Genomic DNA, 17,124 nt, shown 5'->3' on the forward strand with positions numbered 1-17,124 from the left:
GATTCACAATTCACAGTACAAACGGCCAACCCGAAGGTTAAGTTGGCCAGGTGACGTAAATCGGTTTCTTCATCCAAGGTAACCTGATGATCGAATAAGACAGCGGCGCTCGCGTAATCAGAATATCGTAAGGCCGTTTTTCAACGATCAAGTCCCAGTGGTCCTGTGATTCGGTCAGGGTGCCATTCCTGACCAGCCAGTTACCGCGAAATCCGTCAATCGACGTTTTTCCGATAGCCGGCCAATAGTTGATCACAGCCTCGATCAGACTGTGAACAATGTCCGTTTCCTCTGCGGAGAGATGAATACCGGCTTCCACCGGCTCAGATAAAGACAGCCCACACAACACTTTATTCAGCAGCAGAAGATGTTCCCCGGATTCCTGAACTCCGGTCGCCAGGACTTGCAGGCAGTGGACAGCACGCCGCTGCATTCCGGGGGTGATGAATTGATTGTCCTGTGTCAGGTGCAGCCGTTCGAAAAAAGCCGGAATGAAACTCTGGATCAGCACCAGACCGGCATTCAGTACAGCCATCGGAATGGTCCGGAGCTGCTCTGGCTGTTCATCGGTGACTTCCCTCAGTTCTCCATCCCAAAGACTCGTCCGGGACAGCCCGGAAACAGAATCAGAAACTGATTCCGAGAGATGCATCGGTGATGCAGCGTTGCTTTGCGGAGCATTGCGTAACACATCGGCGAACTCCCGGACAGAGACTTCCAGAGCATAGGTTGTCGCCAGCCCGGATCGGGATAACTGCTCCACCAGCAACTGAGGCGAAACGGTTCCGGACTGCAATATTTTCCAGAACAATGCCGCCACCAATGCATCACCAGTCAAATCCTGCCAACGCTGACTGAGCCAGACATCCAGTACACATGACAGCAGATGCTGCTGCCGCTCAGCAACACTCATCTGCGGCAGATTCAGCTGCAATAACAGTTGTTCCAACACCTGAATGGTCTGGATCTCAACCTGAAGTGATTTGGGCGACCGTTCCATGACATCGAGCAAAGCCGCCAGTGATAAGTGCATCAGCAGGCGGTGATGAACCACCGGGAAGCGGGATAATCCGGAGATCCGCTGCCGGAAAGACTCCGGATAAAAGTGCAGCCAGTCCAGCAGAGCCTGTTGCCAGTCAATGTAGCGAGCCTCGGAAACATCCACCGGCAACTGACCTGATTTCAGCCATTCGGTCAGCCAGTAGGTCCATGCTGGCTGCCGTAAATACTGACCGGCGCTATCCTGATACCATTCTGGCATCTCACCCGTCATTTGAGTCGGCGTTTCAGTGCGATGATGACCTGCGGATATTTCAGGATGTCCGGGAGCTTTTACCTGCGGCATTGTTTTGGTCCGGACATCGGACATCTCAAATTCAGTGTCGTTTCTCACCGTATTCAGTTGTGCCAGCACCAGCATCCAGTCCAGACCTGCGGGAGCATCCTGAGGTCGTTGTTGCCGGATTTTCTGCGCCAATACCGACCATCGGACATTGCGCTGCCGGGCCCAGAGGCGTAGCAGTGACGTAACCCAGCCGGACAGCTCAACAGCAAATCCGATGACATGGTGGTGCAATGCCCGGTAAGCCCGGATTTCTCTGACCCAAATCTGCCAGAAACTCCGCTGAAGGCTCTCTGCCAAACCGCTCGGGCTTTTCCCGCACACCTCGCTGACACACTCCATCAGTGCCTGCAATAGTTGCCGGCGGCTTGATTCACGCCGGAGAGAAACCGGCAGTAATGGTGCCAGCCACCGTTGTCCTTCCGGATTGTGACTCAGGCGGATCAGCAAACTGACCGCATCTGGATGGTCAATGATTGTGGTCAGAATCACATCCTGAACCGGCTGATGCCCTGACGAAGGCTGCAACAGTTGCATCAGTGTGGCGAACACTCTCGTTGATGACTGACTCAGAGCCGGAAGTATCTGACCGGAATCGGATCTCCGGTCGGACAACTCCGCAGCCATACCATCGGCTTCAAACCATTGCCCGGATTGTCCGGTCTGAGATTTCAGTTTTAAATGAACAAATAACTCACGCCAGAAATGAGACGCCAGCCCGCTCTCCCGCTCTAAAACCACCAGAAACTGCTCCTGCCAGCGACTGACCTGCCCCGGCCGTTTTAACGGTTCCAGCAATGCTTCAACCATCAACGTCGTCAGCCACTCCATCGGGTCTGATGGTGGCAGATAAGCCAGATATCCCTGTCTGTGGTGCTGATGCAGCACTGTCAGCAGTTCAAAAGCCGGAAAGCCATCCTGTGGTGCTAACACACTCAGCAATGCCTGAATCTCACTCAGATTCAACCGGTCACAGGCCGCAAGTGACTGAACCAGAAACCGGCTCAGCTCGCCTGGTGCTTTTCCCTGCCATCCCTGTTGCCGGTACAGATGCAGGAAACTCCGGTGACGAATCTCTGGGTGCAGATGTAATATGGCAATCAGTATCCGCATCGGATCGACATCAGACTCACCACTTATCTCCTGTTGCAGGCGGAGCACACTACCTGCGTCGTGATCACTCAGTGTTGCCCGTTGCAATTCCTGAAGAATTGCCAGTAGTTCAAAATGGTGCGGAGTCAGTTGCCACTGGACCGAAGCCCGAACCAGCATCGCCAGTAACAGCGCATAATCCAGATGATACTGACGACTTAGCCCGGTCAGAGTAGTCTGCACCAACTGACGCCGGTTAAAATAACTGCCACTACTGGCCAGCAGATAATCCAGCAGAATTCGCCAGATGAGCTGCGGATCAAGATGCTGCTCCCGCAGCATGGTTTGCGTATGCCGGACATGGGTCCGGATAAAAAGCTGATCTCCCGGCGCAATTACTGCAACCAGCGTTTGTAGCTGTTCCTGATCGAATTGCTGTAGCAGGTGCAGCCGCACAGCTTCTGAGCGTCCTTCTGCCCGGATAATCCGGGCCGTTCTGGCGGCATCGCTACCGGCTAACCGGGTAAATAACTCATGCAGGTAAACCGGTCGCATTCCCTGTTGGTGATTAGTCTCCCGATGAACAGTCTCCCTGTGGTGCAGCATCTGTTGCAGCAGTTGCCACAGATCTGGCTCTTCTTCCGGTACCGTTGCTTTCCCGACAGGCTGTTCATGCTCTTCCAACAGGACCAGAACCTGCAAAAACCTCGGCCCCATCAGTCCCAGTGACAACATCTGGCGGGCAACATCACTGAGATTGTGCAGTAGAGCGGAGAAATCCAGCTGATAATGCTGAGCCATCTGGAACAATGTCGAGCGAACAAACTGTAGCGTATTAAACAACGTTCCCCGCTCAACCAGCAGATGAGTCAGAATCCAGTACCAGATATTGGATTTCAGCTCCCGGAGGTGTACGCCGGTAAATGGCTGCTGTTGCTGACTCAGCGCCAGATTATCCGCGTACCGGTGAATGAAATCGGCATGCCAGGGTTCCAGAATCTGGATTGTCCGGCGAATCCGGGATTCTCCCCACTGCCAGACAATCCTGCGCCGGACCACTGCTGAGCTTCCGACCTGACGCAACAGCTCAGCGACCGCATGCGGCTGTTGTTCAATCTGCTGATCAACCATGAATACCGGATTACCGAGTCCCTGCTCCCACCAGGGCAAAGTTCCGTGTAATAAGAACCAGCGTAGCTGTGTCAATGCCGACATATGCAGATCAAGTATCTGTAATCCCCGGGCACCACCGGAATACGGCAGCAACCGGTGCTGCCGGAACAGTTGCATCAATGCTTCCTCAGCTGCTTCTCTGACCCGCTGAGGCAACTCACGATCCAGATCCTGCAGGGCAATTGTTCCCAGATTTAATTCCAGCCGATCAATCCGCCAGATTTGAGCTGCCGGACAATGCTGTTCAAAACAGCGGCTCAGAATGCCGGGCAATACCTGATTACTCCACTGACTGAGAGCATTCTGCAAGGCAACCGCATCGTCACGATCATCAAAGCAGGTTTGCCACTGACACTGGGCAATAATGTGCTCATGCCGCGCCATAGGTGACCTCCTGTAATGCTGACAACGCCTGCTTCAGTGCCTGCTGACCATTCGGCTTGTCCGTTCTTGCCGGAGCCAGCGCATTACACAGTGAAGTATTGGTCTGATGAATCTGGCGGTTATACCAGGCGCAGTAGCGGGTAATCAGTGTCGCCATCTGCTGATAATTGCCCTGACGCCACTGCAAAACGACATGAGCGGGCCAGTGAAGCTGTACAATGTCGGCAAGAAAAGTATGGAACTGACGCTGCTGAGTCAGCACGACATAATCAGGAAATGCCAGAACCGCCTGTAATCCTTCCCCTCCATATCCGGCTGTTTTGGCCGCCTCCGCTGGTTTTGAAGACGATGCTGAAGCATCAGTTTCAGTCGGTGTCGGATCTGGTTGCAGCAAAGTTTCTTCAACCAGAATAAATCCCCGCCGGACCCGACCGAGCCAATCCAGTTGATCGATATACTGCTGTAACTGTAATGAACCGAAACCTTCTTCGCTCACCGGCAATACCAGCACCGGCTGAGTTCCGATCTGTACCACCAGCGCATCGGATTGTCTGAGTACCGAGATATCACGCAGGGCGTCCGCCATATCCGATGCTGTCCGTTGTTCCGGGAAACGCTCACCCTCTTGCGGATTCCCCGCCAGCCAGCTGAGAAAGTCCGGTACCTGTTTCAGGCGGACCAGCGTCACAGCCAGTGTTTGCAGGTGGCGAGCCACGCCAAGTAAAATGGCGCACTTGAGTTCAAATACGGAAAAGTCTGCATAATCCTGTTCGGTCAGTTTCACGAACTGGTTCAACGCGTTAGCGTCCAGCACGCCATCTCTCATCAGGGTTTTGTATTGCACCTGCTCATTTTCCAGCAGTTGTCGATTTCCGTCCTGCAACGGCAGTGATGCCGCAATCGCCTGACAACGCTTCACCACCTGATCATGATGAATTACCTGCTCCGGCTGCCCTTGCTTCGCGAGCATGGCCCGTAAGTGGGCTACTCTGGCCTGAGCCATCGCCGCAACCAGTGTCTTCTGATCAGCAAATCCCCGGTGATGAATCCCCCGCAGTAACGGAGCCAGTACGGCCGAATGCCGGGAAGTCATGAGCTGACGGTAGGTTTTCGCGTCTAACCGGTAGCGCCCCGGCGAGGTCAGCGGCTGTGCCCGGGAAAAGTCTCCCGCCTGATTGCGCCGGTAAGATAAAGCCTGCAAGTTTTGTAGCCAGACACCTTTGACGATGATCCGGGTTTTCAGTCGTCCACCGTACCACTGGCATCCGTCGATAATCTCATTATATTGATCTGCCGGTTCACCGTGACGGGCCAGTAAGTGACTCAGCATTGCATCCCGGCGCTGTTCCGCCTCTGCTGTGGTTTCAGTACAACGGGTCAGACCGTAATAATAGGTATTAAACGGATCACGCCGGAAACGCTGCCACACCAGTTTTTCCCGCTGTTTCGGGTCTTCCGGATCATTCGGATAAAAATACTGATAGCGGTTTTTTCCCTGCAATAACGCCTGAACATCCGGCACATCGTAGAGTGGCTGATAGAAGTAACTGCGGACAAATGTCTGGACGGGAATCGCCATACTCTGCGGGTCAGCATTGTCCGGGGTGTAACGCTGAATCAAAGCATTTTCCGCCGTCATACCCGTACCGAAACTGAAGGAAAACAGATGACCGAGATTCGCCAGTTGAGAAAACTGATTCGCGATCACCTGATCGAACAGTAGCAAATAACCTTTCAGCTGACGGGACTGAGCGATCCGGTAATCCGGTGTATCGGACTGCAATGAGTTGGCTCCGACACCATAACTTTCCGGAAATGTATTCTGGATCGAGTAGTAGCTTTCAATATTCCGGTAGCGTCCTTGCGGCTGTGGCGGTGCTAAATCTACACTTGCATCCACCGGACTTGCCTGATGGCTGGCGTATAACCGGGACAGAAAATGGGGAGAGTCGTTTGTAGCAGAAATATTCAGCGAAACCTGATGCCTTTCCATCTGAAAAGTATCACTTAGTGAAATCACTGCAATGTTGTCTGCACCGACAGAAACCGACTGGCGAGCCGGATCATCACTAAACGCCAGTTGCTCCACCACCGCAACACCGGGAACTTCACTGATCAGTAACATCAGGTCGACCAGAAGAACCTCCTGACGCTTATCGTCCAGTTCCGTTCCTGACGAAACAGATTCTGACGGCCCATTCCCGCAAATCCAGCCATGTTTCAGCAACGGCCCGTTCAGAATCGTATCAGTTGTATAACCAGCCGCAGTCAACTGCTGATATCCCTGCTGCCGGAATCGGGGGCTGACATAGTCAGCCAGTGCCAGTTCGATCTTCCCGCTGACTTCCTGCGGGTCGGCATCCTGCGTCAGCAGAACCTGTCCGGAAAGAGCAATGGCCTGCGGTTGCAACAGTACCGGTAACATAAAGTATTCAGACAGGTTGCGGTGCTGATTGAGTAAACGGTGAACCGCACGAATCAGGTTATCGGCAGCGGTCTTTTCAGCATTATTTCCCGTATTGCTACGTTTAGCGGAGTCCGTTCCAGACAGGATAGTCCCGGCATACACAGCAACCTGATACAACCCCGTCTGTTGTTTATCGAGAACCAGAGGTGTCAGATAGAGATTATCCACCGCATCGATCCGGTCCAGTACCAGTCGCCGGTAATCATCCACGGTCACAGGCGCGGTAGTCAGAATCTCCTCAGCCCGGAAAAACTGCTGCGCGTAATCGATTTTACCGTCAGCCTGAGTCAGTACATCGGCAATCGGAAAGCTATTCACATAGCCGAGTTCAGTCAGGGCATAACACACCTGATCGAGAATCGTCACACCGGGATCGCTTTCGTTGAAGTTACTCCAGACATGTCCCGCCAGAGATTTCAGCTGTTTGATACCTTCCTGCTTCAAAAAGGTAAAATCCTGCTGTGGCGGCAGTGGCCCGGCAGAAATACTGTTTTCCTGAACCAACTGCTGTAACGTTGGCTGCGAATTCATCTCACTCATGAATAAGCCTCCGTCAGTTGGTTCTGCGCAACACCGGACGATTCGCTCTCCGGAGAAACTGTTCCGGCCCGGGTCAGTTGAAAGGTGTGTTTCAGAGCCGAAACAAAAATCCGGTCCGGCGTTGCGGGCATCATTCTTTCCGGTGAGGATGAATCAGACGACGGTGTTGCGGTAGTTTTCCCATCCGATGATATTTTTCCATCGGGTGGTGTTGCACCATGAATGATCAGTTGCAAAGACGGTACGGCAACAATTCCGGTGAATCCGGCCAGAAAACGAGTCACTGCCGTCCGGCTCAAACCTTCTTCGATGCTATATTGCTGCTGCGGCGTATCAATCCAGGGAGAAAGATAAAGATTCATCCCTTCATTGAGGGTATTCAGCAGCTCACTGGCATTCGTTGTTGCCTGAATCACCAGTGTGGCAACTACTGACACGGGTTCATGTACGAGATTACTGACCCGGACCTGTGCCATCGCCGACGTCCGTTTTGTCAGTGCCGCCATCACCCGTTGTATCTGATCACGTGGTACTACCGGACGAAATGCATGGGCAGTCAGGGAAGACGAATAAGACTGAACCACACCCAGATGCACACTTCCCGGTAAATCTCCCGGAAGGCGACACACATAAAACAGCGACGGACATGCCTGTCTTGCCAGCAAAGCATAATCCCAGCAGGCAACCGCACGATCTTTGGTTTTCAGACGCTTGCTGACCCGCTCCCGGAAAACCGATGCCGATTCTTCGGCCCGCCCACCGAAAGAAGCAAAAGGCTGAACCACAGTAGCTAAAGCGGGATTTTTGACTGCCGGAGCGCTGATTTTTCCGGCATTCAACACCGGAGATTCTCCCGCAGGTAAAGGAATCGGTGTCTGCCGGGCCACTTCTATTCCCTGCGTATTACAATAGACGCAAGCCACCCGCCGGTCAGAAGACTGTGTCATCAGCAGCCAGACTACGCCTTTGGTTTTAGCATCGGCATCAGGAAACTGAGGCGGGTTCAACACGACATTCTGAGGTAAATCGATCTGTACAATACCGGAGCGTGTCAGACCACCAGTCTGATCCAGCAATACGGAAAGTGACTGCCATCCGTTTTCTCCCCAGCAATACAGTTCAACTACACTCGGCTGCGGCTCACTGTCGATATCCTGAGCCAGTTCAATAAACAGATTCACCCGACACGGCAGCAAAACCTGAGTCAGTTGCACATACAGACTATTGGCCGGACGGCTGACTCCGGCATACAGCGCCAGCCCCGGCAGAGCCGAATCGGTTTTATCAGGAGAAGATGGCTGCAATCTCAGATGCCGTAAATCGGTGCCCGGTGCATCCTGCCCGGCCGGACGGGAGAAATAGGGATATGTCGCCAGCGCACCGATATGCAGTAGCGTAAATGCACTGCTATCCTGAGTTTTGCCGGTAAGAGCCGATGCCGGGTCGGTAAAATCCAGAGAGAGTTCGGCCTGATAACTCAGCGTTGCCTGTTTTGCTTTCACCGCCCAGGGTAATGACGGTAATGGCTGCACAACGCCCAATGATTTCAGACCAACCAGATGCCCCAATCCACGTAAAACTTTGACAACCGGTCCGAGTAATCCGGCTCCATTCATCAGAACTTTAGCATTGTCCAGACTGATCGCCGAGACCAGCCGGGCATAGATTGCATGACCGAATCCGTCAGCCGGAGCCATCAGTGTCATTCTGATCTGCGGCTGTCCGGTCAGTGGCGCAGCAATACACTGCTGTGGCTCGGAAAATGTCAGTTGATAACGGGTTCCCGGTGCATTTTCCTCGGTTGTTTTACGCTTATGCGTTACATGCTGCTGAGCGAACAAACCATCATTCTGCTGTTTGATCGGTTGAGGCTGGGAAGGTTTCCGGTGCCAGAGGCGCTGCCACCAGTGAGGTTTGCTCTTCGGTTCGCTGTGCTGAGAGTCGGCAGCTTCATCTTCATCGGGAACAGAAAATATCTGCGAAGAAACGGGCTGCCATCCGTCTGAAGTATGGACTTGCCACTTCACCAGAAAGGCGGTGTTATCAAAGGTCTGCTTAGCGCCACCCTGATGATGGAGAAAAGTATTGTAGGCCGAATAATACTTGCTGAAATCAGCGGGTATTTTCTCCCATAATAAAGAAAAATCAAGTTGTATCAGCGGTTTCCCGATAACTTCTGCATCGCTGAGATAACAGTGACTGCCGGTTTCCGGTATTGCACCAAGGACCGGCATCGGTTTTCCCGCTACCAGCGGACCATTATCACTGAGCAGCAAGAAAGAATGACTTTGGGTCACAGCAACCTGAAAATCCAGTTTCAGCAAACGGGGAATCCCCTGCAAATCAACCGTATCCGGCAACATGACCCGACAGTAAGGCAACATGCCATCATAACCGGCCGGTGGTTTGGCAAAAGCCGCAACCGCCGGTTCATCGGGTTGTAATGTCAGAATCAGCCGGAGCTGATGAGCCGCTTCTCCTTGTGTCCACTGCACCTCCGGGACGGCAAACCATTTTTTTGCACTACTCAGCCAGCACTCGGCTCCCTGCCATGCTGCCACCTCAACTGGCTGATCCAGTGACAATGTGATCGTGACTGTCCGGACACCACTACCCAACATCAGCATCGGACTGGCGAACACAAATCCCTGCCGAATCTCTTGTGTCTGCTCTCCGCCGAACCAATCACTGGCTAAGACCTGCTGTGCGCTGTTCCGCCGGATCTGACGGCTATCCGGTAGTATCTCTATTCTCTGCTGGCGAGAAACAGGGAGTTCGGCAGGTTTTTTCTGTTCAGTGTTCTCTGCTGGCTTTTGATTACTCTCCTCTGCCGATACAGCTTCAGCAACCGGTGATTGCACTTCTACGGGACAATAGCTGCTACTAATCAACTGCCCCATCTGTGCCGTATTGATCTCACAGCCACCAACCGATGCAAACAGAATCGGAGATTTATTGGCATAGCTTCCGCCGACAAATGTGGTTCCGTCCGGCAGGTTAAGGCTGGTATGTCCCGGTGCCAGCGTCAGACAAAGATAAGTGCGATCCGGTACCGCAGTACGAATCTTCTGATGCAGAATATCCTGATAGTAAAATTGCAGATGCCGGTGGCTATACTGATTCAGCCCTTGCTGAGAAAAGGCTAGTAAACGGTGGAATGCAATCAGTAATGCCGTATCCGGGAAATCACAGGGCTGCTCGCTGAGCTGCTCAAATGCCTGCCGGGCTGAAGTAATCACCTGAACATAACAGGAAAAGACCTGTTGATAGATTTGCTCCAGCAGGTCCATTGCTTCAGGGACAGAACCGGGATGAACACGCTGAGCCGACTGTTTTTCCCATTGGGGTAAAAAGCCGTTCAATGACCGCTCAGAAACCGGTGCTACACAGTCTTTCACTGTATTTGCAAGGTAATTCTGTACATCGACCCGCTGCCACAGAGCATCAGCAAGTGAGTCACTGATTTTCTGTTCGAGAAACTGACGCAGGTGGTAATCATTCTGGCCCTGCTCCATCACGTTCATCCACTCATTGAGCGACTGAAACATCTGATCCAGCAGTCCCAACAGCTGATGGATAGTACTTCGCAACATTTCAGACCAGCCGGATGTCTGAGACGAATCGGCCGTTTCCGGTTGTGATACCCGCTGTTTAACCAGACGGAAAGAAGGTTGGATCCGGCTGAAGTTCTCATAGAACCCCTGATAGGATGTTTTACTGATTACCGCCAGCAGAATAACCGGATCTTTGATAACAAAGGCCCGCCAGTTACCAGCCGGTTGATTGTGTTCATCATAAAACACAATCAGCTCAGCGAATGCCGCGATAAAGGCCAGCCGATCCCGAATACTCCGGTCATCAACCAGAATATTATCAGGGTCAAGTCTGGCACTGATATCCCGCAACAGTGCATCCGTATCAGCGTGGTTCCGCACCTTTCTGTCCTGCTGTTAAATTGGTCCCTTCCAGTAAAGAAAACGGAAAAACATGGTTGTGCCGGGTATTGGTTTTCCGGATCGTGTAATTCACCTGAATCACCACCAGTTCATCCGACGCCGTCATATACATGACTTCCACCTGATCGACATGAATCCTCGGCTCATCATTGAGCAGGGTCTGCCGGACCGACTGGGCAATTTCATCTTTGAGCGTGGCATCCCGGTTGCGAAACAGAAAACTCCGCAGGTCTCCACCATAAGCAGGTAATAAGCTCCGCTCTCCCCGGTAAGCCTGAAGAATCAGGTCAATCGACTGATTGATATTGGCTTCACTTTCGTTCATCACCACCTGATGTGTTGCAGACGAAAACTCGGGAGGAAATTTCCATCCCCGGCCGAGAAACTGATTCGGTTCCATCATTAGCCTCCAATCATCACGGTGAAATCTCCCAGAACAATACTGCCGCCATGTGCGGTTGAATCACCGATACGGGCTGCCGGCATTCCACCGATCAGAACCGTTGCCGAACCGGCGACAATCGTATCCGGAGGGCCGACACAAACCAGCATGTCACCGACACGGGCCGCAGGCAGACTGCCGATCAGCACCGTCGGACATCCCGGTCCGGAAACCGGGCCGCCGACATGAGGAACCGGCGGCACGCCGGGTGTCACCATCGGGCATTCATGAAAATCGGTTAATCTTGCTGCTGGTGGCATCATTTGCTCCTTATCACGCTTCTCAGTTGATCATCACGATGCCGCCTTTCAGCGTCAGTTCAGCACCGCCCTGAACCTCCGCCGTGGCACTTCCTTTGGCACTGAACTGCATATCGGCACTGGCATCCACATTCAGGCCCGACACTTTGACATCCCCTGAGGATGCTTCAATTGAAACGCCCAATTCCCCTTTAATCGTGACATTCTGATCCGCCTGAATGGTGATACTCGAAGGGCTTTTCATCTCAATACCGGAAGAAGACATCACCAGCGAGTTGCTATTCTGATCTTCAATTGAGATTTTCTGGTCCTGATCGCTGAGCGTGATCACATTGTTATTCTTGGTAGTAATCGTCATGACACTATTCTGGTCATCGAAAACAATGCGTAACTCACTTTTGGTCACAATGGCTTTTTTCGAGTTCTCCGAATCCGGAGACAACTCGCTGTATGGTTTGCGGTTTTCACTGTACACACTGCCCAGAATCACCGGGAAACGCGGGTCCTGATTGAGAAAACCGACAATGACTTCATCTCCGACTTCCGGCAAAAAGAAAGCGCCAAACCCACTACTGGAATAGAAGTTGGTCAGGCGTGCCCACAAACCTTTTCCGTCATCATTAAACAACGGCAACTCAATCAGAATACGGTAAGCATTGTCCGGGTCCTGATCGATCTGCTTCACCGTGGCATTAAACAGTCCTTCAACTCCCGGCAGCAGACCGGCAGCCGGCGGTGCCATCACTTCATGTTCCTGAACAAACCAGAAGGGTGAAAGCCCGATATCAGCGGTGGTGAACCAGTTGCCGTCGGAATAGTCGTGTTCGATACCGGAGACAAAATGGTCACCGTCAAAACGGCTGCCCATCCCGTCAATGGTCAGATAGTTACCGACAGCAACACCGGCATCGCCCTGAAAACGGACTTCACCGGTGATTTTCGCCAGTTCGCTTTTCAGCATCTGAGCTTTGGCCCACTGCGTCAGATTGTCTTCGGAAACAGCAGCCGTGGTCTGTAATTCAAAGTCAGACAATCCCACTACTTCCGACAGTTTCTTACTGCTCAGATTACCCGGCCCGCTCAGACTATTGCTGGCCGACTCCGATATCAGTTGCTGGTTTTTATAGTCCCAGGCGCTGGACTTCACACTTGCCAGTTGAGTCACCGCATCCATCTGTGCATTAAAGTGGTAGAGATTATCGCCATAGGTCACCGTAAGCACCGAACTGGTTTGCGCCGTCGGAGAAAAAACCGAGACTTTGCCACTGTCGGTCGATACCACCAGACTGTTGATTTCAGCCCGGCTCAGCAGAAAATCCCAGTCGCTGGTGTAATACTGAACCAGCTCCGGCAGTGACACCGACGTACTGGTGACCTCAGCGCTCAACCCGCTATACTGGCCGATCAGTGTTGACATCACATCGCTGTCGGTTTGGTTCTGATAGGCCGAGCTTTTGCGGCCAACTGTCATCTGAATCGCTTTATCCCGGCATTCAACCCGTAACATCGGGCCAAATCCGGGATTCACATGCAGCGACTGTTTAGTCACAATGCCAGAAAAAACTTTTTTATTGGTGCCTTCGTAACCCAGATTAATGACGACCTCAGCGCCGGGAACAAAAGTGTCCGATGCACTGATCTGAAAACTTTCAGCAGCAGGATTTCCGTCGAGAATTTCCAGCATCGCCCGGCCAATCCGGTTCAGATGCTGCTGAACCTGAATACTGTGAACCTGATAATCCCCGGGAATCGTACTGCCATTGGCCGTAACTTCTATGGTTGCCACAGCACCATTCGGCTCGCTGCTCATGACTCACCTCCGCGTTTTAAAGGCGGCACCACGATCTGGCTTCCGGCAGCCAGATGGCGGAATTTATCCAGTTGGTTAAAGGCTGCCAGTTGCACATAGAGATTTGGGTCACGATAAATCTGCTGGCTGATCTGCGGCAGACTGTCTCCATCGACCACCTGCACCAGATGCGTCAGATCCGGAGACTGTTTATCTTCTTCCTGTGCAGCGGTTGCCGGGTCCAGATAGGAAGTAAAACGCAGAGAGACTTTTGCCCGCAACGCCGTACCATCCGGCTTGAAATAGGTATAGTTGGTATCCATTCCGGTCAGTACACCTTTGAATGAAAGTCCCTGCCCCCAATAAACCGCAACATAGTTAGGACGATGAATACTGCCCTGATAGTCATAAACCACATTCTTGAGCTGTTTGATTTCCGTCGGCATATCGGTCCGGGAGCTGTCAACAACGCCACTACAATCGATCACCAGCTCAAAACTCAGGCGTTCTCCCGGCGTAGAACGATATTTCGGTGAGCTTTTTCCGGCATCGGGTGCCTGCTCCTCGTTATAGTTCACCCCACGGTCAATCTTGAGCGATTCCGGATTCAGCATCACTACATATTCCCCCGATTTACTGGAGAATTTTTCGTCGCTGTAGGCGACGATCCGCATTTTCTTCAATCCGCTCATTCATTCGTCCTTGTGTTGGCTGGTTCCGTCACCGACATTCAGATCACCCGACTGCTTTACCGCTCCAACGGAGAATTCCGGGAGTGGTGGCGCAACTGTTTCAGACATTCCTGAATAATTTGCTGTTTCAGCGCGTTCAACTGCTGTTCATTCATGGTGTCCTGCGCGGATTCCGGCTGGCTCTGAATCTCGGTCTTGATCACCAGTTCCCGTATTTCTACCGGCATATCTATTTCTCCCTATACACAATCCCCTAAATAGGTTCATGAAACAGCCTAACTAAACAGATCGGTCTGTGATTCCCGGCTGTCATCGATCTCGAAATACTGATAAGAAAATTCCAGTGTTTCGATAAACACTTCGCTCTCCTGAGATTTCAGATCGCTGGCTGACCATTTCACCGGATATGCGGAGACAAAACTCCAGCTCATGCTGATATCTCCGTTTTCATCCAATAGCTGGACTTTTATGTCTTTGGTCTGAACCGCCGTTGCCAGCCCGTCATCCAGCGTATCTTTGACCCAGGAAATCAGCGACGACTCCGCAGAAGTGACGCCACGTTTCAGCACCAGATTCTGAAACGTGGCAATGGTGGGAAGCCGGTACTTAAACCGGTTTTCTCCGCCACACACAACCTCTTCCGTTCCCAGTTCTTTACTCAGCCCCGAGACTTCCTGAAAGGCCGCATCACTACTGCCGGTGCCGGGAACGGAGACCCGAAAGTAAAAACTGGTCTGAAGGTTATAAGTCATCGCGACTCCTGTGTTTAACAGTGCTTTTCATTGCAGACGATCCATTTCACCAACGATTCCGGTTACGAACCATTGGTGACGATCAACTGCTCATGCGCGATTTCCAGCGTATCGACCGCAACTTCATTGGCATCCGATTTCAAATCAGTACCGGTGATTTTGGTCGGCCAGGCGTTATTCAACTGCCACTGCATGGTCACAGAACCATTCTCATCGAGCAGTTTGATCAACACCGTACGCCGTTTGATAGTGTTCATTTTGATTTCATCCATCCACTTCCAGAAGTTGTTGTCATTGACGAACACACCCCGTTTCATGGTGACATTGTTGTATTTCGCAATGCCTGGCATTTTGATCGTGGAGAACAAGGTGCTGTTACTGTGGCGGTATTCGATTACCTGAACTTCCTTGTCCATACCGGACACTTCCTGAAAGGCGACACCTTTGAGTTCCGTACCCAGATCCACTTCGAACCGGAATTTCGGCATGGGCCATGTGCTGCCTTCTTTGCTGCCGTCATCTGCCATGATATTTCCCCTTACGTTTATTCAGTCCCGACCGAATGCATGTCTGATCGATTCAATTACGAGTTTTCAATCACGTACTGTCGGCTCACCTGATGTAAGTCACGTGAGAAACGAAAACGAAGCAGCTTAGCCAGACTTCGCCATTTCCTGCTCAAAGGTGATCACAATAAATTCTGCCGGACGAACGACCGCAACCAATACCGTCACTTTCAGGAATCCATTGAGAATATCTTCTGCGGTCATGGTTGAACCCAGACCACAGCTCACCTGAAACGCATCCGAAGCTTTGGCACCCTGAAGGCCGCCTTCTTTCCAGATGTCGGTCAGAAAACTACTGATTTCACTTTTGATTGCTGCCCATGTGTTGGCAGTGTTGGGTTCAAATACATAAGCCCGCGCCGCCAGCTTGACGGACTGCTCCAGGAAAGTCATGGTGCGGCGCACTGAAACATAGCGCCAGTCCTGACTGTTACCATCCAGAGTTCTTGCACCCCAGACCAGAATTCCCTGACCGTTGAAAAAGCGAATTGCATTGATCGATTTACCGGAGACCGCATCTACGTTCAGATCAGCCTGTTGAGAATCCGTCAGACGGATTGGCAGATGAGCCGCCCCAACAATGCTGGTATTCGCCGGTGCATGCCAGACGCCATTTTCATTGTCATTCACGGTATACACACCAGCCATGCCACCACTCGGCGGTAACATATTGGCATCGGACAATACATGCTTGATGATTTGACTGTAGGTTTTCGACGCATTGAGCAGCGCGGAATTGAGCTGAGAATTGGACATCGGATTGGCTGGCGGTTTCTCAATCATGCCGATAATTTTCTCAACGGCAGCATTCGGGGCCGCTGGCGGATTGAGTAATGCTCCCAACTGTTTTGTATCGCCACCAAACAGATTGGTAAAGTTGATATCCGAGTTCTGCATGATGGTCGTACCGATAAACGGATAGTAAGCTGTACCGAATTTCAGGCCGTTGCTACCGGTATTATTGCGGAATGTTTCGATATCATTGGTGTACATAATCGGATCAGGCGCATTGCCGCCAATGATGTCAAACAGACAGACTGCCGTCTGCATTTCTTCTGCCTGTAACAACATTTCCTGCATGAGCGTACCGTTATTGTCCACAGAGAGCAGTGTAGCTTCCGGACAGATATACATGGTCGGTTCCTGCTCATTTTTCAGCAGATCCAGACCTCTTTTCAGATCGGCCAGCTGAACATTCGGATTCACAATCGGGACGCCGATATCCCCCGGTTTACCACTAGACGGACCATAAGTTCCGACAGAAACGATATAACAGTCTCCGCCACCATTCTGAAAAAACAGGCGAATGCTGTTATAGAGGTAATAGATGGTATTCGGATCAGGAACAATCGAGTAATAACTACCGCCAATCATCAGGTAGTCACCTTTGGTCGGCTGCTCTTTCTGCTCAACCAGATAGTACTCGGGGCTGTACTGAGAAGTCGGGTCAGCAGGCGGAGCAGGATTAGGCTTCATGTAGATCGCCTGAAACTCAGCAAAAGAAGTGATTTTCTGTGGCCGGTTATAATAAGATTTCCCCTGATATTCAGCTGTCGGGGTATAGCCAATAAACGCTGGCACAGCGGTTGCCACCGGCACCACTGAGTTCGGAAATGCATTGACTTCATCAATGTACACTCCCGGTGTTTTTATATTGGAAGTTATCATA

11 protein-coding genes are annotated in these 17,124 nt (G+C 51.8%); all 11 read right to left on the bottom strand.

The window, feature by feature from the left end:
- Positions 1-37: 37 nt before the first annotated feature.
- The 11 genes from OCU74_RS15895 to OCU74_RS15945 all read right to left on the bottom strand — a co-directional run bounded on the left by OCU74_RS15895 (position 38) and on the right by OCU74_RS15945 (position 17,123).
- Complete coding sequence (locus tag OCU74_RS15895) at positions 38-3,991, bottom strand: contractile injection system tape measure protein (protein ID WP_087481988.1); 3,954 nt, start codon at positions 3,989-3,991, stop codon at positions 38-40.
- Positions 3,978-6,998 (bottom strand): hypothetical protein, encoded by a 3,021-nt coding sequence (locus OCU74_RS15900; protein WP_087481989.1) that lies wholly within the window; start codon positions 6,996-6,998, stop codon positions 3,978-3,980. The genes OCU74_RS15895 and OCU74_RS15900 overlap by 14 nt, the downstream gene beginning before the upstream one ends.
- Positions 6,995-10,933 (bottom strand): baseplate J/gp47 family protein, encoded by a 3,939-nt coding sequence (locus OCU74_RS15905; protein ID WP_087481990.1) that lies wholly within the window; start codon positions 10,931-10,933, stop codon positions 6,995-6,997. The genes OCU74_RS15900 and OCU74_RS15905 overlap by 4 nt, the downstream gene beginning before the upstream one ends.
- Positions 10,917-11,357 carry a GPW/gp25 family protein gene (locus OCU74_RS15910; protein WP_087481991.1) on the bottom strand — a complete coding sequence of 147 codons (441 nt, stop codon included), beginning with the start codon at positions 11,355-11,357 and terminating at the stop codon, positions 10,917-10,919. Before OCU74_RS15910 ends, OCU74_RS15905 begins: the two co-directional genes overlap by 17 nt.
- On the bottom strand, positions 11,357-11,656 hold the full coding sequence (locus OCU74_RS15915) for a PAAR domain-containing protein (RefSeq protein WP_087481992.1): 300 nt from the start codon (positions 11,654-11,656) through the stop codon (positions 11,357-11,359). Before OCU74_RS15915 ends, OCU74_RS15910 begins: the two co-directional genes overlap by 1 nt.
- A 22-nt stretch (positions 11,657-11,678) precedes the next feature.
- On the bottom strand, positions 11,679-13,466 hold the full coding sequence (gene vgrG, locus OCU74_RS15920; protein ID WP_087481993.1) for a type VI secretion system tip protein VgrG: 1,788 nt from the start codon (positions 13,464-13,466) through the stop codon (positions 11,679-11,681).
- The gene (locus OCU74_RS15925) at positions 13,463-14,137 is read right to left on the bottom strand and encodes a CIS tube protein (RefSeq protein WP_200807764.1); all 675 of its coding nucleotides are present in this window, start codon (positions 14,135-14,137) and stop codon (positions 13,463-13,465) included. The genes vgrG and OCU74_RS15925 overlap by 4 nt, the downstream gene beginning before the upstream one ends.
- Positions 14,138-14,193: 56 nt before the next feature.
- Complete coding sequence (locus tag OCU74_RS15930) at positions 14,194-14,364, bottom strand: DUF5908 family protein (protein WP_159457451.1); 171 nt, start codon at positions 14,362-14,364, stop codon at positions 14,194-14,196.
- A 48-nt stretch (positions 14,365-14,412) separates the two neighbouring features.
- Complete coding sequence (locus tag OCU74_RS15935; protein ID WP_087481994.1) at positions 14,413-14,889, bottom strand: phage tail protein; 477 nt, start codon at positions 14,887-14,889, stop codon at positions 14,413-14,415.
- Positions 14,890-14,951: 62 nt separating this feature from the next.
- Complete coding sequence (locus tag OCU74_RS15940) at positions 14,952-15,416, bottom strand: phage tail protein (protein WP_087481995.1); 465 nt, start codon at positions 15,414-15,416, stop codon at positions 14,952-14,954.
- Between the two features lie 126 nt (positions 15,417-15,542).
- Entirely contained in the window at positions 15,543-17,123 is a 1,581-nt protein-coding gene (locus OCU74_RS15945; RefSeq protein WP_200807765.1) for a phage tail sheath family protein, read from the bottom strand.
- Between the last annotated feature and the right edge of the window lies 1 nt (position 17,124).

It is taken from the genome of Vibrio mangrovi, from assembly GCF_024346955.1.
In the GTDB taxonomy this organism is placed as follows: Bacteria; Pseudomonadota; Gammaproteobacteria; order Enterobacterales; family Vibrionaceae; genus Vibrio; species Vibrio mangrovi.